Origin of the sequence: Streptomyces sp. NPDC059008 (genome assembly GCF_042749045.1) — a bacterium.
Classification (GTDB): domain Bacteria; phylum Actinomycetota; class Actinomycetes; order Streptomycetales; family Streptomycetaceae; genus Streptomyces.
This window is the reverse complement of sequence record NZ_JBHYJC010000009.1, coordinates 223778-243913: the sequence shown is the minus strand read 5'-3', so window position 1 is coordinate 243913 and position 20136 is coordinate 223778. Positions and strand designations below refer to the sequence as shown.

The following is a 20136-nucleotide window of genomic DNA, read 5'->3' as shown; positions in this document are numbered from 1 at the left end:
CCGCGTCCTGTGGCTGGAGCGCGGCGAACTGCTGATGGACGGCCCCACGGACGAGGTCATCAAGGCCTACGAGAAGGAGACGGGCAAGTAGCCCCACTCGCACCGGAAGGCCTCCGCGAGTCCGCCTCGCGGGGGCCTTCGTCGGTTGGGAGACGGTCAACTCCTCCGGTGCCGCGAACAGTTCGGTCGAACCGGCCGTGGACCGGATCATCGCCGAGGGCCCCGGTACCCGCCCGGACGTGCACGAGAGGCACGGCGTAAGCTGTACGGGTACCGAACAGCACAAGTGGTACATGTCGGGCGAAGTCCACCCAAAAGGGTGATGAGGGCTCGATTGGGGCGCGTCGCCTGTGCGGCGTGTCCGAAATAGGATGTTTTAGCTTGGCGGTGTAGAACGGGAGACGTGACGGCAATGGCTACTGGTTCGCTCCGGCACCGAAATGCGCCGGGCAGTCCCCGGTGAGCCGAGACAACGAGCGGGCGCGTCGCGCCTTCGTCGGAAGGGTGGCGACGGGTGACGGGCGGGACCAGACGCGCACCGTGCTCGACCAGGCCGCACACGAGAACTTCCCGGTCGCGCCGTTCTTCCTGCCCCGCGTCTGGCGGGCCGACCTGATGGCCGTCTACGGCTTCGCCCGGCTCGTCGACGACATCGGCGACGGCGACCTCGCGCCCGGCGGCGGCGACGCCGTACTCCTCGGGCTCGACCGCGCCCAGTACGACGACAGGCCTGCGCTGCTGGACGCCCTGGAGGCGGATCTGCACCGCGTCTTCAGCGACCGCGCACCCGGCCCCAAGCACCCGCTGATGCGCCGCCTCGGCCCGACCGTCCGCCGCTGCGAGCTGACCTGCGAGCCCTTCCTCGGCCTGATCGAGGCCAACCGCCAGGACCAGCGGGTGAGCCGCTACGCCACCTACGACGACCTGGTGGCCTACTGCGAGCTGTCCGCCAACCCCGTCGGCCGGCTCGTCCTCGGCATCACCGGCACGTCGAGCCCCGAGCGGATCCGCCGCTCCGACGCGGTCTGCACCGCCCTGCAGATCGTCGAACACATCCAGGACGTGGCCGAGGACCTCGGGCGCGACCGCGTCTACCTCCCCGCCGAGGACATGAAACGCTTCGGCGTCACAGAGGCCGATCTGGCCGCCCCGAGCGGGGGCGCATCGGTGCGCGCACTGATCGCCTACGAAGCCGAACGCGCCCGTGACCTGCTGAATGAAGGCACCGCGCTGGTGGGTAGCGTCCACGGCAGACTCAAGCTGCTGCTGGCCGGTTTCGTCGCCGGCGGACGCGCCGCCCTCCAAGCGGTGGCGGCCGCCGAACACGACGTACTCCCTGGACCGCCCAAGCCGACCAAGCTCAGCCTGATGCGCGAGCTGGCGGCCGCATTGCGAAGAGAGGGGTGAGCCGGACCGTGGAGGCAACCGCACACGCGTCCGCGCCGGTGCTCGCTGCGTACCGCTACTGCGAGGCCGTCACCGGGCAGCAGGCGCGCAACTTCGCCTACGGCATCCGGCTGCTGCCGACCGACAAGCGGCAGGCCATGTCGGCGCTCTACGCCTTCTCCCGCCGGGTCGACGACATCGGCGACGGCAATCTGGAGACCACCGCCAAGCAGCAACGCCTGGAGGACACCCGGGAGCTGCTGGCCCGTATCAAGAACGGCCTGGTCGACGAGGACGACACCGACCCGGTGGCCGTCGCGCTCGCCGACGCCGCCGCGCGCTTCCCCATCCCGCTCGACGCGCTGGACGAGCTGATCGACGGTGTGCTGGCCGATGTGCGCGGCGAGACCTACGAGACCTGGGAGGACCTCAGGGTCTACTGCCGCTGCGTCGCCGGTGCCATCGGCCGGCTCTCGCTCGGCGTGTTCGGCACGGTGCCGGGCGCACCGGACGCCGCGCGCGCCTCCGAGTACGCCGACACGCTCGGCCTCGCCCTCCAACTGACCAACATCCTCAGGGACGTTCGCGAGGACGCCGGCAACGGCCGTACGTACCTGCCCGCCGAGGACCTCGCCAAATTCGGCTGCTCGGCCGGCTTCGCGAGCCCGGTCCCGCCGCCCGGCTCCGACTTCGCCGGCCTGGTGCACTTCGAGGTGAAGCGGGCCCGTGCGCTGTTCGCCGAGGGCTTCCGGCTGCTGCCGATGCTCGACCGGCGCAGCGGTGCCTGCGTGGCCGCGATGGCCGGCATCTACCACCGCCTGCTCACCCGGATCGCCTCCGACCCCGAGGCGGTGCTGCGCGGCCGGGTCTCGCTGCCCGGCCGGGAGAAGGCCTTCGTCGCGGTGCGCGGGCTGTCCGGGCTCGACGCGCGGGCGATCGGCCGCCGGCAGGCCGTCCGGAGGCGCGGATGATGTGCCGGCCCGCGCACGACAGCGGTGACCCCGCGCCGGTGGGGCGGGCAACCCTCTCCGAGACGGCTGCGTCCATGACACACGTAAGGGGGGAGGGCACATGACATCGCACGCCACCGCCGCGGTCGTCATCGGGGGCGGCCTCGCGGGCACGACCGCGGCGCTCGCGCTGGCCGACGCGGGGCTGCGGGTCACCCTCGTCGAGGGCCGGCCCCGCCTGGGCGGCCTGGTCTTCTCCTTCCGCCGCGACGGCGCCGTCGGCGAGCTGAGCGTCGACAACGGCCAGCATGTCTACCTCCGCTGCTGCACCGCGTACAGCGCACTGCTGGAGCGGATCGGTGCCGCGGACCTGGTGCCCCTGCAGGACCGCATGGACGTACCGGTCCTGGACGCCGACCGGATGCGGCTCGGACGGCTTCGCCGCACCGCCCTGCCCGTCCCGCTGCACCTCGCCAAGAGCCTCGCGGGCTACCCGCACCTGTCCCCGGCGGAGCGTGCCGGCGTCGTCCGCGCCACCCTCGCGCTCAAGGGCCTCGACCCCGCCGACCCGGCCCTGGACGGCGTCGACTTCGGCAGCTGGCTGCGCCGGTACGGCCAGTCGCCGCGCGCCGTCGAGGCGCTGTGGGACCTGGTCGGCATCGCCACCCTCAACGCCCGTGCCGCCGACGCCTCGATGGGCCTGGCCGCCAAGGTCTTCAAGACCGGACTGCTGTCGGCCCCCGGTGCCGCCGACATCGGCTGGTCCCGCGTCCCGCTCGGCGACGTCCACGACGGCCTCGCCCGCACGGCCCTGGAGAAGGCCGGGGTGCGCATCGCCCTGCGCACCCGCGCCGGGGCCCTCACACGTACGGACGACGGCTGGCGGGTCTCGGTCGACAACGGCCCGCACGGCAGCGAGCAGCTCACCGCCGGCACCGTCGTCCTCGCCGTACCGCAGCGCGAGACCCATGCCCTGCTGCCCGACGGAGCGGTGCCCGGCAAGGACCGCCTGCTGGACATCGGCACCGCCCCGATCCTCAACCTCCATGTGGTCTACGACCGCAAGGTGCTGCGCCGCCCCTTCTTCGCCGCGGTCGGCTCCCCGGTCCAGTGGGTCTTCGACCGTACGGAGGCCTCCGGGCTGCACGAGCTTCCGGACGGGGCCGGCTGCCAGTACCTGGCCGTCTCGCAGTCCGCCGCGCAGGAGGAGATCGACCAGCCGGTCGCCAAGCTCCGCGCCCGCTACCTTCCCGAACTGGAGCGGCTGCTGCCCGCCGCCCGGGGCGCCAGGATCCGGGACTTCTTCGTCACCCGCGAGCGCACCGCGACCTTCGCGCCCGCCCCGGGCGTCGGCAGGCTCCGCCCCGCCGCCCGCACCCAAGCCCCCGGCCTGTACCTGGCCGGTGCGTGGACCGCCACCGGGTGGCCCGCGACCATGGAAAGCGCTGTCCGCAGCGGCACCGCCGCCGCCCGCGAAGCACTCACCGAACTCGGCTTCCCCCAGGGCCAGTTGCCTCAGGAGGCGGCATGACCACGAGTACCAGCGCTCCCACGAGCACGAGCATCGGAAACAGAGGAGAAACCGTGAATCCGGCTTCCCCAGCTATCGACACCGAGAGCGTCACCGCGCTGCTGGAGCGCGGACGGACGCTCGCCACTCCCGTGCTGCGTGCCGCCGTGGACCGGCTCGCTCCTCCCATGGACACCGTCGCCGCCTACCACTTCGGCTGGATCGACGCCGAGGGCAAGCCCAGTTCCGGGGACAGCGGCAAGGCGGTGCGGCCCGCGCTGGCCCTGCTGTCGGCCGAGGCCGCCGGCGCGGCCCCCGAGGTCGGCATCCCCGGCGCGGTCGCCGTCGAGCTGGTGCACAACTTCTCGCTGCTGCACGACGACCTCATGGACGGCGACGAGCAGCGCCGGCACCGCGACACGGTGTGGAAGGTGCACGGCCCCGCCCAGGCCATCCTCGTCGGCGACGCGTTGTTCGCCCTCGCCAACGAAATACTGCTGGAGCTCGGCACGGTCGACGCCGGCCGCGCCACCCGGCGGCTCACCCTGGCCACCCGCAAGCTGATCGACGGCCAGGCGCAGGACATCTCCTACGAGCACCGCGAGCGGGTCACCGTCGAGGAGTGCCTGGAGATGGAGGGCAACAAGACCGGCGCGCTGCTGGCCTGCGCCGTCTCCATCGGCGCGGTCCTCGGCGGCGCCGACGACCGCACCGCGGACACCCTGGAGAAGTACGGCTACCACCTCGGCCTCGCCTTCCAGGCCGTCGACGACGTACTCGGCATCTGGGGCGACCCGGACGCCACCGGCAAGCGGCCCTGGAGCGATCTGCGCCAGCGCAAGAAGTCGCTGCCGGTCGTCGCCGCGCTCGCGGCCGGCGGCCCGGCCTCCGAGCGGCTGGCCCAGATCCTGGCGGCCGACGCCCAGAAGAGCGAGACCGAGATCGCCGACTTCACCGAGGAGGAGTTCGCCTCCCGCGCGGCCCTCATCGAGGAGGCCGGCGGCCGCGAGTGGACCTCCCAGGAGGCCCGCCGCCAGCACGCCACCGCGATCGCCGCGCTGGACGAGATCGAGATGCCGGAGAAGGTCCGCGCACAGCTCGTCGCGCTCGCCGACTTCGTCGTTGTACGAGAGAGATGATCACGCTTCGACACCGAATAGATCGCAGTCGCCGGCCGGTGCCGTCCGGGCGCCGGCCGACGGAATCCCTGAGCACGCTTTGACAGTTCACTGCCGAAGGGGAAGCCATGACAGCGACGACCGACGGAAGCACCGGGGCGTTGCCGCCCCGGGGCCCCTCGGCCAGCGAGACCACCGCTGAGACAACCGAATCGACCCACGGCGCACCTACCGCCGTACTCCACGACACGGCGGAGGCGGCCCGGCGCGCGACCGCACGCGCCACCGACTACCTGCTGTCCGTCCAGGACCCCGCCGGATGGTGGAAGGGCGACCTCCAGACCAACGTCACGATGGACGCCGAGGACCTGATGCTCCGCCAGTTCCTGGGCATCCAGGACCCGAAGCTCACCGCGGCCTCGGGCCGCTACATCCGCGGTGAGCAGGGCGAGGACGGGACGTGGGCCACGTTCTACGGCGGGCCCGGCGAGCTCTCCACCACCATCGAGGCCTATGTCGCCCTCCGGCTCGCCGGGGACGAGCCCGACGCGCCCCACATGGCCAGGGCCTCGGCCTGGATCCGCGCGCAGGGCGGCGTCGCCGCCGCCCGGGTCTTCACCCGTATCTGGCTGGCGCTCTTCGGCTGGTGGAAGTGGGAGGACCTGCCCCAACTCCCGCCGGAACTCCTGTACTTCCCCAAGTGGTTCCCGCTCAACATCTACGACTTCGGCTGCTGGGCGCGGCAGACCATCGTGCCGCTGACCATCGTCTCGGCCAAGCGCCCGGTCCGCCCGGCGCCGTTCGCCCTCGACGAGCTGCACACCGACCCCCGTAACCCCAGCCCGCCCCGGCCGCTCGCCCCCGCCACCAGCTGGGACGGCGTCTTCCAGCGCCTGGACAAGGCGCTGCACCTGTACCACAAGGTCGCCCTGCGGCGGCTGCGCGGCGCCGCCATGCGCTCCGCCGCCCGCTGGATCATCGAACGGCAGGAGAACGACGGCTGCTGGGGCGGCATCCAGCCCCCGGCCGTCTACTCCGTCATCGCCCTGCACCTCCTCGGCTACGACCTCGACCACCCCGTGCTGCGCACCGGCCTGGAGTCACTGGACCGGTTCGCGGTATGGCGCGAGGACGGCGCACGGATGATCGAGGCCTGTCAGTCCCCGGTCTGGGACACCTGCCTGGCCGCCATCGCACTGGCCGACGCCGGACTGCCCGCCGACCACCCGCAGTTGGTCAGGGCCGCCGACTGGATGCTCGCCGAGCAGATCGACCGGCCCGGCGACTGGAGCGTGCGCAGGCCCCAACTCCCCTCCGGCGGCTGGGCGTTCGAGTTCGAGAACGACAACTACCCGGACATCGACGACACCGCCGAGGTGGTGCTCGCGCTGCGCCGTATCGACCACCCCGACCCGCAGCGGGTCGAGGCCGCGGTACGCCGCGCGGTGCGGTGGAACCTCGGCATGCAGTCCAGGAACGGGGGCTGGGGCGCGTTCGACGTCGACAACACCAGCCCGCTGCCGGACCGCCTGCCCTTCTGCGACTTCGGCGAGGTCATCGACCCGCCGTCGGCCGATGTCACCGCCCATGTCGTGGAGATGCTCGCCGACGTCGGCCGTACGCACGACCCGCGCACCCGCCGCGGGATCGCCTGGCTGCTGGCCGAGCAGGAGCCCAGCGGCGCCTGGTTCGGCCGCTGGGGCACCAACTACGTCTACGGCACCGGCTCGGTGCTCCCCGCGCTCGCCGCGGCCGGCATCCCCGCCGCGCACCCGGCGGTCCGGCGCGCCGTGCGCTGGCTGGAGCGGGTGCAGAACGACGACGGAGGCTGGGGCGAGGACCAGCGGTCCTATCAGGACAAGGAGCGGTGGGCCGGACGCGGCGCCTCGACCGCCTCGCAGACCGCCTGGGCGCTGATGGCGCTGCTCGCGGCCGGCGAACGGGAGAGCGAGGCGGTACGGCGCGGAGTGCGCTGGCTGACCGGGACCCAGCGCGAGGACGGCTCCTGGGACGAGCCGTACTTCACCGGTACCGGCTTCCCCTGGGACTTCTCCATCAACTACCACCTCTACCGACAGGTCTTCCCGTTGACGGCCCTGGGCCGCTATCTCCACGGGGGACCGGCCGCGGTGGAGGCCTGATGCCCGGACGGTCCCCCGCGGACGCGGACCCGCCGCTGCTGGTCGCCTGTGCGCTCGGCATCGAGCGGTTCGCGCTGCGCGGGGGAGCGGGCCGGCCGACGGCGGAGGAACCACCGCGGCTGGTGTTACTCCGTACGGGTATGGGCCCCCAGGCGGCCGAGCGCGCCGTCGCCGAAGCGCTGGGCGAGGATCGGACCACGGCGCGTTCCCCCGTCGTCGCCAGCGGCTTCTGCGCCGGCCTCGCCCCCGGGATGCGCCCGGGGGACGTGGTCGTCGCCGAGGCCACCCGCGACCACCGGCCCGGCGCGCCGGACCTGCCCTGCCGCGACAACGGCCCGCTGCTGCGCGCGCTGCGGCAGCGCGGCCTGACCGTGCACAGCGGACTGCTGTGCGGCTCCGACCACGTCGTGCGCGGCGCGGAGCGGGCCGCGCTGCACGCCTCCGGCGCGCTCGCGGTCGACATGGAATCCGCCGCCACGCTCCGCGCGGCCCAGCGGGCCGGCGGCCGTCCGGTTGCGGCCGTCCGGGTGGTCGTGGACGCTCCAGAACATGAACTCGTACGCATCGGCACCGTCCGCGGTGGAATATCGGCATTCCGGGTGCTGCGCTCCGTACTTCCTGTCTTCTATGAATGGCACCGTTCTTTGCTGCTCCCCTGGAGGTGAGCCAGATGGCCATGCCGCTCCGTCAGTCCATCCGGGTCGGGACCTATCTCTTTGAACAGAAGATGATTCGCCGGCGCGAGAAGTTCCCGCTCATCGTCGAGCTCGAACCCCTCTTCGCGTGCAATCTCAAATGCGAGGGCTGCGGGAAGATCCAGCACCCCGCGGGGGTGCTCAAGCAGCGGATGCCGGTGGCGCAGGCGGTGGGGGCGGTGCTGGAGTCCGGTGCCCCGATGGTCTCGATCGCCGGTGGCGAGCCGTTGATGCACCCGCAGATCGACGAGATCGTGCGGCAGTTGGTGGCCCGGCGGAAGTACGTCTTCCTGTGCACCAACGCGATGCTGCTGCGCAAGAAGATGGACCAGTTCACCCCGTCGCCCTATTTCGCGTTCGCGGTGCACATCGACGGAATGCGCGAGCGCCACGACGAATCCGTGGCGAAGGAAGGCGTATTCGACGAGGCGGTGGCGGCGATCAAGGAAGCCAAGCGGTGCGGCTTCCGGGTCACCACCAATTCCACGTTCTTCAACACCGACACCCCGCAGACCATCATCGAGGTCCTCAACTTCCTCAATGACGACCTGCAGGTCGACGAAATGATGCTGTCGCCCGCCTACGCCTACGAAAAGGCCCCCGACCAGGAGCACTTCCTGGGCGTCGAGCAGACCCGGGAGCTGTTCAGAAAGGCCTTCGCCGGCGGAAACCGGCGCCGCTGGCGGCTCAACCACAGCCCGCTCTTCCTGGACTTCCTGGAGGGCAAGGCGGACTTCCCGTGCACGGCCTGGGCGATCCCCAACTACTCGCTGTTCGGCTGGCAGCGCCCGTGCTACCTGATGAGCGACGGCTACGTCCCGACGTACCGGGAGCTCATCGAGGAGACCGACTGGGACAAGTACGGCCGCGGCAAGGACCCGCGCTGCGCCAACTGCATGGCGCACTGCGGCTACGAGCCGACGGCCGTCCTGGCCACCATGGGCTCCCTCAAGGAATCCCTCCGGGCGGCCAAGGAGACCGTCGCGGGGAACCGCGGATGACCCCATGAGCGGGGGAGCCCACGCCCTGGGGGCTCCTTCCGTCACCACGGTCAGTCGAACGAGCAGAGGGGGACCCACTGTGACGATGCTGGAACACATCCGCGCACCGCGTGACCTCAAGGCACTCCCCGAGGGGCGCCTGCCCGAACTCGCCGAGGAGATCCGGCACTTCCTCGTGCACGCCGTCGCCCGCACCGGCGGTCATCTGGGCCCCAACCTCGGCGTGGTCGAGCTGACCATCGCCCTGCACCGGGTCTTCGACTCGCCGGCCGACCGCATCCTGTGGGACACCGGCCACCAGTCCTACGTCCACAAACTGCTGACCGGGCGTCAGGACTTCTCCAAGCTGCGGGCCAAGGGCGGGCTGTCCGGCTACCCCTCGCGCGCCGAGTCCGACCACGACGTGATCGAGAACTCGCACGCCTCCACCGTCCTGGGCTGGGCCGACGGCCTGGCCAAGGCCCACCAGGTGCGCGGCAAGGACGACCACGTCGTCGCCGTCATCGGCGACGGCGCGCTGACCGGCGGAATGGCCTGGGAGGCGCTCAACAACATCGCCGCCGCCAAGGACCGCCCGCTGATCATCGTCGTCAACGACAACGAGCGCTCCTACGCGCCGACCATCGGCGGCCTGGCCGACCACCTCGCCACCCTGCGCACCACCGACGGCTACGAGAAGGTCCTGGCCTGGGGGAAGGACGTCCTCCAGCGCACCCCGGTCGTCGGGCAGCCGCTCTACGAGTCCCTGCACGGCGCCAAGAAGGGCTTCAAAGACGCCTTCGCGCCCCAGGGCATGTTCGAGGACCTGGGCCTGAAGTACATCGGACCCATCGACGGCCATGACATCGCGGCCGTCGAGTCCGCGCTGCGCCGCGCGGCCGGCTTCCACGGGCCGGTGCTGGTGCACTGCCTCACCGAGAAGGGCCGCGGCTACCAGCCGGCCCTGGAGGACGAGGCGGACCACTTCCACACCGTCGGCATGATGGACCCGCTGACCTGCGCGCCGGTCGCCCCGCCCGGCGCGCCCTCCTGGACGTCCGTCTTCGCCGACGAGATGGTCCGCATCGGCGCCGAGCGCGAGGACGTGGTGGCCATCACGGCGGCGATGCTGCAGCCGGTGGGCCTGGGCAGGTTCGCCGAGGCGTTCCCGGACCGGGTGTGGGACGTGGGGATCGCCGAACAGCACGCCGCGGTCTCGGCCGCCGGGCTGGCCACCGGCGGACTGCACCCGGTCGTCGCGGTGTACGCCACCTTCCTCAACCGCGCCTTCGACCAGGTGCTGATGGACGTCGCCCTGCACAAGTGCGGGGTCACCTTCGTCCTGGACCGGGCCGGTGTCACCGGCACCGACGGCGCCTCGCACAACGGCATGTGGGACCTGTCGGTGCTGGGCGTCGTACCGGGCCTGCGGATCGCCGCGCCGCGCGACGCCGACCAGCTCCGCGCCCAGCTGCGCGAATCGCTGGAGGTGGACGACGCACCGACCGTCATCCGCTTCCCCAAGGAGTCGGTGGACGACCCGATCCCGGCCGTGGACCGGATCGGCGGCCTCGACGTCCTGTACCGCACGCCGCATCCGGACGTGCTGCTGGTCGCGGTCGGCGTGATGGCCCCGGTCTGTCTGCGGGTGGCCGAACTGCTCGCCGCCCGCGGCGTGGACGCGACCGTCGTCGACCCGCGCTGGGTCAAGCCGGTCGACGACGCCATCCCCCGGCTCGCCGCGCGGCACGCGATGGTCGCGGTCGTCGAGGACAACAGCCGCAACGGCGGTGTCGGCTGGGCCGTCGGTCAGGCGCTGCGGGACGCGGACGTCGATGTGCCGCTGCGCACCTTCGGCCTGCCCGAGCAGTTCCTGCCGCACGCACGGCGCGGGGAGCTGCTGGCCGACCTCGGCCTCACCCCGGCCGAGATCGCCGGCCGGATCAGTGCCGCGCTGGCGCGTAAGGAGAGCACCCCGTGACCGGTTTCGACCTGACCCGGCTGCTCGCCGAGCGCGGCGCCGAGCGCTACGACCTGCACGCCCGCCACCTCAACCACCAGCTCCCGCGGATGCTGCGCACCATCGGTTTCGACAAGGTCTACGAGCGGGCGCAGGGCGCGTACTTCTGGGACGCCGACGGCCGGGACTACCTGGACATGCTGGCGGGCTTCGGGGTGATGGGCCTGGGGCGGCACCATCCCGTCGTCCGGCAGGCGCTGCACGACGTCCTGGACGCCCAGCTCCCCGACCTCACCCGCTTCGACTGCGCGCCGCTGCCCGGACTGCTCGCCGAGAAGCTGCTGGCCCACGCGCCCCACCTGGACCGGGTCTTCTTCGGCAACAGCGGCACCGAAGCCGTCGAGACCGCCCTGAAGTTCGCCCGCTGCGCCACCGGCAGACCGCGCGTGCTGTACTGCACCCATGCCTTCCACGGCCTGACCACCGGCGCGCTCTCCGTCAACGGCGAGGACGGCTTCCGCGACGGCTTCGCACCGCTGCTGCCGGACACGGCCGTCGAGATGGGCGATCTGGCCGCGCTGGAACGGGAGCTCGAGCGCGGTGACGTGGCCGGCTTCGTCGTCGAGCCCGTCCAGGGCAAGGGCGTCCACCCCGCCCCGCCCGGTTTCCTGCGTGCCGCACAGGAGCTGCTGCACCGGCACAAGGCGCTGCTGATCGCCGACGAGGTGCAGACCGGCCTCGGCCGCACCGGCGACTTCTTCGCCTACCAGCACGAGGACGGCGTCGAACCGGACCTGGTGTGCGTGGCCAAGGCGCTCTCCGGCGGCTATGTCCCCGTCGGTGCGACCCTCGGCAAGGACTGGATCTTCAAGAAGGTCTACTCCTCCATGGACCGGGTGCTGGTGCACTCCGCCAGCTTCGGCTCCAACGCCCAGGCGATGGCGGCGGGCCTGGCGGTGCTCACGGTGCTGGAGGACGAGCAGCTCGTCGCCCACGCCCGGCACACCGGCGAGCTGCTGCGCTCCCGGCTCGCCGCGCTGGTCGGCAGGTACGAGCTGCTGCACGACGTGCGCGGCCGCGGCCTGATGATCGGCATCGAGTTCGGCCGCCCCAGCTCCCTCGGGCTGCGGAGCCGCTGGACGATGCTGCAGGCGGCCCGCAAGGGCCTGTTCGCGCAGATGGTGGTGGTCCCGCTGCTGCAGCGGCACCGCATCCTGACCCAGGTCTCCGGCGACCATCTGGAGGTCATCAAGCTGATCCCGCCGCTGATCATCGGCGAGCCGGAAGTGGACCGCTTCGTGGCGGCGTTCACGGCCGTCATGGACGACGCCCATGGTGGCGGCGGCCTGCTGTGGGACTTCGGGCGGACGCTGGTCAAGCAGGCGGTCGCCCACCGCTGACGAGCGGATGCCGGTGCCTCCCCGGTACCAGTGACACCCGCTCGCGACCGCCGAGCCGTGAGCGGGCGCTACTGGCGGCCGTAGGCCATCCATTTGCCGGGCTCCGCCAACGGACGGAAGCCCACCTTCTCGTAGACGTCGTGGGCGTCGGCCGTGGCGAGCAGGATGCGCCGCACGTCGTAGGGCGCGAGGTGGTCGCGGACCGCGGCGACCAGCGCGGTGCCTATCCCCTTGCCGCGTGCCTCGCGGGCGACGTAGACGTCGCAGAGCCAGGCGAAGGTGACCCGGTCGGTGATCACCCGGGCGTAGCCGACCTGGGTACCCGACGCGGTGTCGTAGGCCCCGAAGTTCAGCGAGTCGGCGATCGCCTGGTCCTGCTTCTCCCGCGAGCGCCCCGCGGCCCAGTACGTGTCGGTGGACAGCCAGTGGTGCACCAGGGCGGGGTCCAGCCGGTCCGGATCGCTGGAGAACTCATAGTTGTCGATCATGACCCGGAGCCTGCCACACGGCCGTCCGCGGCGGGTCAGCCCTCCAGCAGCCGGTCGCGCAGCCGCTCGCGGGTGGCGGGCGCCAGCTTCAGGCCGTCGGTGAGGTAGCTCTCCGTGGAGCCCCAGGTCGTCTCGATCGCGTCGTAGGCGGCCGTGAGGTAGTCGGCGTGCGCCCCGAACAGCGGCGAGAGCAGCTCCAGGACCTCCGCGGACATCCCGACCGCGGAGTTGTCGGAGCGGCGGATCTTGTAGCGGCGGTGCGGCTCGTTCGACTTGAGGTAGTCCTCCTCGATGGCGTCCCGCTCCACACCGACCGCCAGCAGGGTCACCGCGACGGACAGGCCCGCGCGGTCCTTGCCGGCCGCGCAGTGCATCAGCGCCGGGACGCTGTCCTCGGCGAGCGCGTGCAGTACCCGGCTGTGGTCCTCCGTGCGGGTGGTGATGATGTGGCGGTAGGTCGCCGTCATACGGGCCGCGGCCTTGCCGTCGCCGAGCATGGTGCGCAGCTGACCCAGCTCACCGTCGCGCACCATCGTCCAGAACTCCGCGCCGTCGGCCGGGTCGGTGAGCGGGATGTTCACGTTGCGCACGCCGGGCAGCGCGACGTCGGGGCCCTCCAGCTTGATGTCCGAGGCGTTGCGGAAGTCGAAGATGGTGTGCAGTCCGAGGCCGGCCAGAAAGGCCGTGTCCTCTTCCGTGGCGTGGGCGAGGTGCCCGCTGCGGAACAGCCGGCCCTCCCGTACGCGACGCCCGTCCACGGTCGGCAGCCCGCCCACATCGCGGAAGTTGCGGACCTCCGCGAGCTCGGGCTGTGCCTGGGGGACCTGCGGCGTCTGCGTCACGGGCGCTCCTTGGTGTCGGCCGGCGACGCTGCTCGTCGACGGCGCGGGCACAACCGACGATACGACACTGATGCAATACTCAATCAAGCCGCGATGGTGGCGTGCGGAAGCGCGAGACGGCGCTCGGGGCACTGTGTGATCGATCATTATTCCAACTTGAGAAGAATTTGACCTGGTGGCATTAATCACCTCCCGTCAACCCCTGGTTACGGTGGCGTAGGTCACTTCTGAAGGTGAAGTATGTCCTGACGTGGCAGACGATTCGAAGAACATCAGCAGCGGCGCCACGAGCGCTGCAGATGAGTCGAAGGACTTCATCACCGGCGCCCACGGCGCCATCGGGTCGTACGCAGCCGTCGGGGACAGCTTCACAGAGGGGGTCGGGGATCCCGGCCCTGACGGGGTGTACATCGGTTGGGCGGACCGGCTCGCGGTCCTGCTCTCGGACAAGCAGGCGGAGGGGGACTTCCGCTATGCGAACCTCGCCGTCAGGGGACGGCTTCTGGACCAGATCGTCGAGGAGCAGGTGCCGCGGGCGAAGGAGCTCGCCCCGGCCCTGGTGACGTTCTGTGCCGGCGGCAACGACATCCTGCGGCCCGGCTCGGACCCGGACGCGGTCGCCGAGCGCTACGAGGCGGCGGTCGTCGATCTTCGGCGGTCGGTCGGCACGGTCCTGCTCTGCACCGGCTTCGACACCCGCGGTGTCCCGGTGCTCAAGCATCTGCGCGGCAAGATCGCGACGTACACGGCGCACGTCCGGGCCATCGCGGACCGGCACGACTGCCCGGTACTGGACCTGTGGTCGCTGAAGTCGGTGCAGGACCGGCGGGCCTGGAGCGAGGACCGGCTGCATCTGTCGGCCGACGGCCACACCCGGGTGGCGCTGCGCGCGGCCCAGGTGCTCGGTCTGCGGGTGCCGGCCGACCCGGACCAGCCGTGGCCCCCGGAGGCGGAGCGGTCGGCCGCCGAGGCGCGGCGGGACAACATCCACTGGGCACGGGAGCACCTCGTGCCGTGGATCGGCCGCCGGCTGCGCGGCGAGTCCTCCGGCGACCATGTCGAGCCCAAGCGGCCGGACCTGCTCCCGCTGTAGTGCGGCCGCGGCCCCATGGCGAGCCCGCGGCATGACTGAGGCCCCGCTTCCGCCGACGCGGAACGGGGCCTCAGTTGTGTGCCGCGGTGCCCGTGTACGGCAGGTCGGCCCAGACGATCCGGCCCGGACCGCTGTCGGCGGGCCGCGATCCCCAGCCGTCGGACAGGGCTCCGACGAGGAACAGGCCCCGTCCGCACTCCTTGTCCACGCTGCCGGGCTGGACGTGCGGCGCCGAAAGCCCCGGACCGCCCTGGTCCGTGATCTCTATGCGTATGTGCGTCCCGACGAGGCTCAGTTCGCAGCCGACCTTCTCGCTGTCGGTGTGCCGTACCGCGTTGGTGAACAGCTCGGAGACCACCAACTCCACGTCGTCGCGGACCTGTTGATCCGCGCCCCACTCGCACAGCAGCGCGCTGACGCGTCTGCGCGCCTCGGGAACGGACGTGCGTCGCGCCGGCAAGTGGAACGCGTCCTGCGGGTACTGGGCGACGAAGCCGCCACAGCGCCCTAACGAAGAAGCGTTGTTGGAGGAAGCCACGCCGTAACTATGTGCGATGTTGGTCACCGATGGCAAGGATCACTCTGTAATTTGCAGAATCGTAAGAGCAGTCTGTTCGTTAATGATGACGGCATGACACACTGCTGATCACTGACATCAGTTGGAGGCGATCGGACGTGGCGGACCCACGGTCGGCAGGCGCACCGACCGTCCTGCGGGTGGTGCTCGGCAAGCGGCTGCAGGACCTGCGCGAAAAAGCAGGACTCTCCTTCGAGCAGGCCGCCGCGGCGCTCGATGTGACCCACGCCACGATACGGCGCATGGAGAAGGCCGAGGTCGGCCTCAAACTCCCCTACGTCGAGAAGCTGCTGGCGACCTACGGCGTCACCGACGGCGACGAGGTCGAGGGCTTCCTCTCGCTGGCCCGCGAGGCCAACAAGCCGGGCTGGTGGCACCGCTTCCGCGATGTGCTCCCCGAGTGGTTCAGCGCGTTCGTCAGCCTGGAGGGCGAGGCCAACCTCATCCGCGCCTACCAGCCCCACTACGTCCCCGGGCTGCTGCAGACCGAGGACTACGCCACCGCCGTCCTGCGCGCCGGTATGCCGCACGCCTCCGCGGCCGACATCGACCGCATCGTCGCGCTGCGCATGGAGCGGCAGGCCCTGCTGACCCGCGAGAACGCACCGATGCTGTGGGTGGTCATGGACGAGACCGTCCTGCGGCGACCGATCGGCGGGCCCAAGGTGATGCGCGACCAGATCACCCGGCTCATGGAGGCCACCGCGCTGCCGAACGTGCGGCTGCAGCTCATGCCCTTCGCCGCGGGCCCGCACCCCGCCATGTACGGGCCCTTTCACATCTTCCGCTTCCCGATCCCGGAACTCCCGGACATCGCATACGCGGAGAGCCTCGTCGGAGCCGTGTACTTCGACCAGCGCAACGACGTCTCGCAGTTCCTGGAGGCCCTGGACCGGATGTGCGCGCAGGCCGCGCCGGCACACACCACCGAGGCCATTCTGGGTGGCTTTCGCAAGGAGATCTGAACCCCCCATGGATCGCATACGCATCTACAACGGCATGCCCGCCAAAGAGCTGGGCACAGAGGGCTGGCTCAAACCATGGAGCGGCGGGAACGGCGGCGAGTGCGTCGAGGCGATGAGGCTGGGGGACGGCCGCATCGCGCTGCGCCAGTCCACCGACCCGGACGGCCCGGCACTCATCTACACCCACCGTGAAATGGTGAGTTTCATCGAGGGGGCGAAGGCCGGCCACGCCGACTTCCTGCTCTCCGCCGCACCGGGCCGGTGCACCGAACGGAGGTCGGCGTGAGCGAGCAGAACACCTTCCCCGCGGCCCCGGACCCGGAGGTCCCGCAGATCGGACCGTACGCCCCGGGCCCGGCGCACTCCGGTTTCGCGGCCGAGGAGATCGACACCAGCCGGCCGCACCCGGCACGGATGTACGACTACTACCTCGGCGGCTGGGACAACTACGAGGTCGACCGGGTGGCCGCCGAGCGGGTCATCGAGGTCCACCCCCAGGTGCGGCTCAGCGCCCGCGCCAACCGCGCGTTCCTGCGCCGGGCGGTGCGCGAACTGGTCGCCGGCGGCATCCGCCAGATCATCGACATCGGCACCGGCATCCCCACCTCGCCCAACACCCACGAGGTGGCCCGCGAGATCGCCCCCGACACCCGCGTCGTGTACGCCGACAACGACCCGATCGTCGCCACCCACGCCGGGGCCCGGCTGACCAACACCGCGCACACCGGCTTCGTGCTCGGCGACGTCCGCGACCCCCAGGCGATCCTGGCGCACCCCACCGTCCGCGAACTGATCGACTTCGACCGGCCGGTGGCGCTGCTGCTGGTCGCCGTGCTGCACTTCGTCCGGGACGACGAGGACCCGGCCGGCATCGTCGCCGCCCTCGCCGAGGCGCTCCCCGCGGGCAGTCACCTCGTCCTGTCGCACGCCACCGACGAGCCCTACGAGGCGTACGAGGGCGGTCGCACGGACGAGGTGGCGCGAGCCGGTGTGCAGGACGTCTACAAGAGCGCAACCGCCACCCTCAACCTGCGGTCGAAGGCCGGCATCGAGCGGCTCTTCGGGCCGTTCGCGGTGCTGCCGCCCGGCGTCGTACGGGTGCCGCTGTGGCGACCGGACGGCGAGGTGCCCGGCGCGGAGGAGCTCAACAACACCATTTTCTACGGCGCGGTGGGCCGCAAGGGCTGAAAACCACCGGACACCGGCGGGGCGGCAGGCCGCGCACGACGCCTGGAGACCTACGCCCCCGCAGGGGAGACCTGGGCTTCCGGCGGTTCCGGAAGTCCGGGCGTCTCCACCACACGTGCCGTCAGGTCGGGGGCGACCGCCGGGGTGTCGGTGAGCACCCCGCGCAGGTCGTCGGGTCCGACGAGGGCGGTGTGCGTCCCCGGCGCGGTGCACGCGTGCGCTCCCGCGACGGCGCCCAGCCGTGCGCACTCCTCAAGCGGCCGACCCGCCAGCCGGCCGTAGAGGAAGCCGCAGGTGAAGGCGTCACCGGCGCCGTTGCTGTCCACGACGGGGCCGGGCGGGACCACGGCCGGTACGAGCCGCGGGGTGCGGTCGTCGGGCGTGAGGAGGTACGCGCCGCCCGCGCCGGCCGTCGCGATCACCGCCTCGGCGCGCCCCTGGCGCAGGATGTCCCGCATGACGGACCCGATCCGTTCGCCCGCCCCGGCCGTGCTGAGGAACACCAGGTCCGAGCGGAACGCGAACTCCCGGTGGTGCTCGGTCAGACCGTCCCAGTCGTGCAGATCGGTGGAGACGGGGAGGCCGAGCGCTTCGATGTCGTCGTAGACGAAGCGGGCGAAGTGCGTGATCGACAGATGGACGTGCCGGGCCCGGCGCAGAGCCGGGAGGTAGTGCTCGGCCGGCATCCGCAGGTCGCGCGGGTCGCGGGCGTCGTGGAAGGACATCCGGCGGCCGTCGGGGGAGACGAGGTTGACCGCGCGCCGGGTGCCGTGCGGGGAGAGCAGCGGACGGAAGTCGACGCCGGTGCCGGCCAGCCGCTCGCGGACCAGGCTGCCGGGATGGTCGTCGCCGATGAAGTCCACGAGCCCGGTGGCCAGCCCGAGCGCCGCGCACCCCAGCGCGACGCCGGTGCCGGTGTGCCCCGCCCACTCGCGGATGGGCGCCACCGGGTGGGAATCGGCGAGCGGCACGGGCAGCGCGCCGACCGGCACGACGGTGTCCACGCCCGTCCCACCGAAGACGAGTACGTCGTATGCGTCATACGGCTCAGAAACCTGCTGGAATGTCACAAGCGTCCTTGAATCTCTTGCCGGTGAGGCGAATCCCTTGCTGGTGAGACCGTTTGCGGACCGGGTGCGTCCACTGCCGGAGAGACACACCCTAGACGCAGGGGCGCCGCAAATCGGGATGTCAGGGACTGGGGTGGCACGAGGGAGGAAAGGAATCGCAGGAAGTCGCGCAGACGAGCGGTGGCCGGGCAGGTCCGGCAGGGGAGCGAGGTGGGGATGGCAGAGCACTCCAATGGCGGGCGCACCGCGATCGTGATCGGGGGCGGGCTCGCCGGAATGCTGGCCGTCACCGCCCTGACAGGGCAGGTCGAGGCGATCACGGTCGTCGAACGCGACCGGTACCCGCAGGACCGTGCCTTCCGTAAGGGCGTCCCGCAGGCCCGCCATCTGCACATCCTCCTCAGCGGCGGTCAGCGGGCGCTGGAGGAGCTGCTGCCCGGCACGGTCGCCGCGCTGGTCGAGGCCGGGGCGCGCAGCCTGTACCTGCCGCGCGACATCCTCACCCGTACCCCCACCGGATGGCAGCGCCGCTTCGACGAGCGCCGTCATCGCACGCTGAGCATCACCCGGCCGGTGCTGGACGCGGTCGTGCGCGAGCGGGCGCTGCGGTCGGCCGCCGGCTCGCCCACCCGGGTGGAGGTCCTGGAGGCGACCGAGGTCATCGGACTGACCGGGGACGCCGGCCGGGTGAGCGGGGTGCGCGTGCGGTCACGGGAGGCCGGGCCGGGTGAGCCCGCCGAACGGGTGCTGCCGGCCGCGCTCGTCGTGGACGCCTCGGGCCGGGCATCCCGCGCGCCCCAGTGGTACGCCGCGCTGGGCCGGACCTCCCCGCACGAGGAGACCGTGGACGCGGGACTCGCCTACGCCACCCGGATGTACCGGCCCAAGGACCCGGACACCGCCCCCGACGTGGGTGTCAACGTCCCCGGCTGGCCGGAGTGCCCCCGCGGCGCCGCGTTCATCCCGGTCGAGGACGGCAACTGGCTGCTGACGCTGTCGGGGGTGCGCGGGCACCACCCGCCCACGGACGAGGCCGAGTTCACCGCGTTCAGCGCCACGATCGGCGACCCGTACATCCACGAACTGCTCGCACGGGCCGAGCCGCTCTCGCCGGTGCACGGCTTCCGCGACACCCGCAACCGGCGCCGGCATTTCGAGCGCCCCGGTGCCCTGCCCGAAGGGTTCCTCGTCCTGGGGGACGCCGCCTGCACCTTCAACCCCGTATACGGGCAGGGCATGTCGGTCGCCGCCTTGGGCGCGCTGGCGGTGCGCGACGCCCTCGCCGGCGGTGGCGGCCTGCGGCCCGGTGCCACCGCCGAGGCGCAGCGGGCGGTGGCCCGCGCCGTGGAGCCCGCCTGGCTCGCCGCGGTGGGCGCGGACCGCCCCTACGCCGGCGGCCAGGACGCCGAGGCGGGCCTCGGCGAGCGGCTGAGCACGTGGTACCTCGACCGGCTGTTCGCGCGCGCCGGCGTCGACCGCGTCGTCGGCGACGCCTTCCGGGACGTCTTCTGCCTCACCGCACCCCCCACCCGGCTCTTCGCCCCCCGGATCCTGCTCCGCACTCTCCTCCTGCCCCGGCGCCCCGGGCTCCCCGCGCCGCCCACGGTCGTCGAGGGGACCTGAGCTCCACCGGAGCCGGCCCGGAGACCCGGCTGCACCCGCCCGCGGGCCTGCGGAAGGGTGGGACATGGCGCGGATGACGACCCGGGACCCGGGCGGCTCGGCCACCGCCCGGCGGAGGCGCATGTCGTACTGGGGTTCGGATGGGGGGCG

Annotated in this window: 18 protein-coding genes and 1 pseudogene; 15 read left to right on the top strand and 4 right to left on the bottom strand. The window is 71.9% G+C overall.

Annotation, left to right across the window (positions count from 1 at the left end; all coding sequences use genetic code 11):
• The 10 genes and pseudogenes from ACFWZH_RS14830 to ACFWZH_RS14785 all read left to right on the top strand — a co-directional run.
• Window positions 1-91, top strand: a pseudogene (locus ACFWZH_RS14830) (ABC transporter ATP-binding protein); the annotation flags it as partial.
• A gap of 449 nt (window positions 92-540) precedes the next feature.
• A complete protein-coding gene (gene hpnC / locus ACFWZH_RS14825; protein ID WP_384429706.1) occupies window positions 541-1407 on the top strand; it encodes a squalene synthase HpnC in 867 nt (288 codons plus the stop codon).
• Window positions 1404-2357 carry a presqualene diphosphate synthase HpnD gene (hpnD, locus tag ACFWZH_RS14820; RefSeq protein ID WP_384429680.1) on the top strand — a complete coding sequence of 318 codons (954 nt, stop codon included), beginning with the start codon at window positions 1404-1406 and terminating at the stop codon, window positions 2355-2357. Before hpnC ends, hpnD begins: the two co-directional genes overlap by 4 nt.
• 100 nt (window positions 2358-2457) lie before the next feature.
• Window positions 2458-3867 (top strand): hydroxysqualene dehydroxylase HpnE, encoded by a 1410-nt coding sequence (hpnE, locus tag ACFWZH_RS14815; RefSeq protein WP_384429676.1) that lies wholly within the window; start codon window positions 2458-2460, stop codon window positions 3865-3867.
• Window positions 3868-3920: 53 nt separating this feature from the next.
• Complete coding sequence (locus ACFWZH_RS14810) at window positions 3921-4985, top strand: polyprenyl synthetase family protein (RefSeq protein WP_384429674.1); 1065 nt, start codon at window positions 3921-3923, stop codon at window positions 4983-4985.
• Window positions 4986-5092: 107 nt separating this feature from the next.
• Window positions 5093-7105: a squalene--hopene cyclase gene (gene shc, locus ACFWZH_RS14805; RefSeq protein WP_384429671.1), complete on the top strand. Its 2013-nt coding sequence runs from the start codon at window positions 5093-5095 to the stop codon at window positions 7103-7105.
• The gene (locus ACFWZH_RS14800; RefSeq protein ID WP_384429668.1) at window positions 7105-7770 is read left to right on the top strand and encodes a 1-hydroxy-2-methyl-2-butenyl 4-diphosphate reductase; all 666 of its coding nucleotides are present in this window, start codon (window positions 7105-7107) and stop codon (window positions 7768-7770) included. The genes shc and ACFWZH_RS14800 overlap by 1 nt, the downstream gene beginning before the upstream one ends.
• 5 nt (window positions 7771-7775) lie before the next feature.
• Window positions 7776-8801, top strand: coding sequence for an adenosyl-hopene transferase HpnH (hpnH, locus tag ACFWZH_RS14795; protein ID WP_384429665.1), 1026 nt, complete (start codon window positions 7776-7778; stop codon window positions 8799-8801).
• A gap of 79 nt (window positions 8802-8880) precedes the next feature.
• Window positions 8881-10761, top strand: coding sequence for a 1-deoxy-D-xylulose-5-phosphate synthase (dxs, locus tag ACFWZH_RS14790; protein ID WP_384429662.1), 1881 nt, complete (start codon window positions 8881-8883; stop codon window positions 10759-10761).
• Window positions 10758-12140, top strand: a complete 1383-nt coding sequence (locus ACFWZH_RS14785) for an aspartate aminotransferase family protein (protein ID WP_384429659.1) — start codon at window positions 10758-10760, stop codon at window positions 12138-12140. Before dxs ends, ACFWZH_RS14785 begins: the two co-directional genes overlap by 4 nt.
• A gap of 68 nt (window positions 12141-12208) precedes the next feature.
• On the opposite strand, the gene ACFWZH_RS14780 is transcribed toward ACFWZH_RS14785, so the two are convergent.
• Together ACFWZH_RS14780 and ACFWZH_RS14775 are read right to left on the bottom strand one after the other, a co-directional pair.
• The gene (locus ACFWZH_RS14780; RefSeq protein ID WP_384429656.1) at window positions 12209-12628 is read right to left on the bottom strand and encodes a GNAT family N-acetyltransferase; all 420 of its coding nucleotides are present in this window, start codon (window positions 12626-12628) and stop codon (window positions 12209-12211) included.
• 35 nt (window positions 12629-12663) lie between these two features.
• A complete protein-coding gene (locus ACFWZH_RS14775) occupies window positions 12664-13470 on the bottom strand; it encodes a tyrosine-protein phosphatase (protein WP_384429653.1) in 807 nt (268 codons plus the stop codon).
• Window positions 13471-13786: 316 nt separating this feature from the next.
• Between ACFWZH_RS14775 and ACFWZH_RS14770 the strand changes: the two genes are divergently transcribed.
• Window positions 13787-14563 (top strand): SGNH/GDSL hydrolase family protein, encoded by a 777-nt coding sequence (locus tag ACFWZH_RS14770; RefSeq protein ID WP_384429703.1) that lies wholly within the window; start codon window positions 13787-13789, stop codon window positions 14561-14563.
• Window positions 14564-14633: 70 nt separating this feature from the next.
• Here the strand turns inward: ACFWZH_RS14770 and ACFWZH_RS14765 are convergent, their stop codons facing one another.
• Entirely contained in the window at window positions 14634-15101 is a 468-nt protein-coding gene (locus ACFWZH_RS14765) for an ATP-binding protein (RefSeq protein ID WP_384429647.1), read from the bottom strand.
• A 137-nt stretch (window positions 15102-15238) separates the two neighbouring features.
• Between ACFWZH_RS14765 and ACFWZH_RS14760 the strand changes: the two genes are divergently transcribed.
• The 3 genes from ACFWZH_RS14760 to ACFWZH_RS14750 are packed head-to-tail and all read left to right on the top strand — an operon-like array spanning window position 15239 to window position 17293.
• A complete protein-coding gene (locus ACFWZH_RS14760) occupies window positions 15239-16105 on the top strand; it encodes a helix-turn-helix domain-containing protein (protein ID WP_384429644.1) in 867 nt (288 codons plus the stop codon).
• A gap of 7 nt (window positions 16106-16112) precedes the next feature.
• The gene (locus ACFWZH_RS14755; RefSeq protein ID WP_384429641.1) at window positions 16113-16391 is read left to right on the top strand and encodes a DUF397 domain-containing protein; all 279 of its coding nucleotides are present in this window, start codon (window positions 16113-16115) and stop codon (window positions 16389-16391) included.
• A complete protein-coding gene (locus tag ACFWZH_RS14750) occupies window positions 16388-17293 on the top strand; it encodes an SAM-dependent methyltransferase (protein ID WP_384429638.1) in 906 nt (301 codons plus the stop codon). Before ACFWZH_RS14755 ends, ACFWZH_RS14750 begins: the two co-directional genes overlap by 4 nt.
• Window positions 17294-17343: 50 nt before the next feature.
• Here ACFWZH_RS14750 and ACFWZH_RS14745 read toward each other — a convergent pair whose 3' ends face one another.
• Window positions 17344-18363 carry a carbohydrate kinase family protein gene (locus tag ACFWZH_RS14745; RefSeq protein ID WP_384429635.1) on the bottom strand — a complete coding sequence of 340 codons (1020 nt, stop codon included), beginning with the start codon at window positions 18361-18363 and terminating at the stop codon, window positions 17344-17346.
• Window positions 18364-18579: 216 nt separating this feature from the next.
• Here ACFWZH_RS14745 and ACFWZH_RS14740 point away from each other — a divergent pair, with 216 nt between their 5' ends.
• Window positions 18580-19986 carry an NAD(P)/FAD-dependent oxidoreductase gene (locus ACFWZH_RS14740; protein WP_384429632.1) on the top strand — a complete coding sequence of 469 codons (1407 nt, stop codon included), beginning with the start codon at window positions 18580-18582 and terminating at the stop codon, window positions 19984-19986.
• Window positions 19987-20136: the final 150 nt, after the last annotated feature.

Bases quoted from the DNA above. Each gene is read 5' to 3' on its own strand.
- hpnE (WP_384429676.1), top strand. From the start codon at position 2,458: ATGACATCGCACGCCACCGCCGCGGTCGTCATCGGGGGCGGCCTCGCG.
- shc (WP_384429671.1), top strand. From the start codon at position 5,093: ATGACAGCGACGACCGACGGAAGCACCGGGGCGTTGCCGCCCCGGGGC.
- ACFWZH_RS14800 (WP_384429668.1), top strand. From the start codon at position 7,105: ATGCCCGGACGGTCCCCCGCGGACGCGGACCCGCCGCTGCTGGTCGCC.
- hpnH (WP_384429665.1), top strand. From the start codon at position 7,776: ATGGCCATGCCGCTCCGTCAGTCCATCCGGGTCGGGACCTATCTCTTT.
- ACFWZH_RS14780 (WP_384429656.1), bottom strand. From the start codon at position 12,628: ATGATCGACAACTATGAGTTCTCCAGCGATCCGGACCGGCTGGACCCC.
- ACFWZH_RS14755 (WP_384429641.1), top strand. From the start codon at position 16,113: ATGGATCGCATACGCATCTACAACGGCATGCCCGCCAAAGAGCTGGGC.
- ACFWZH_RS14740 (WP_384429632.1), top strand. From the start codon at position 18,580: ATGGCAGAGCACTCCAATGGCGGGCGCACCGCGATCGTGATCGGGGGC.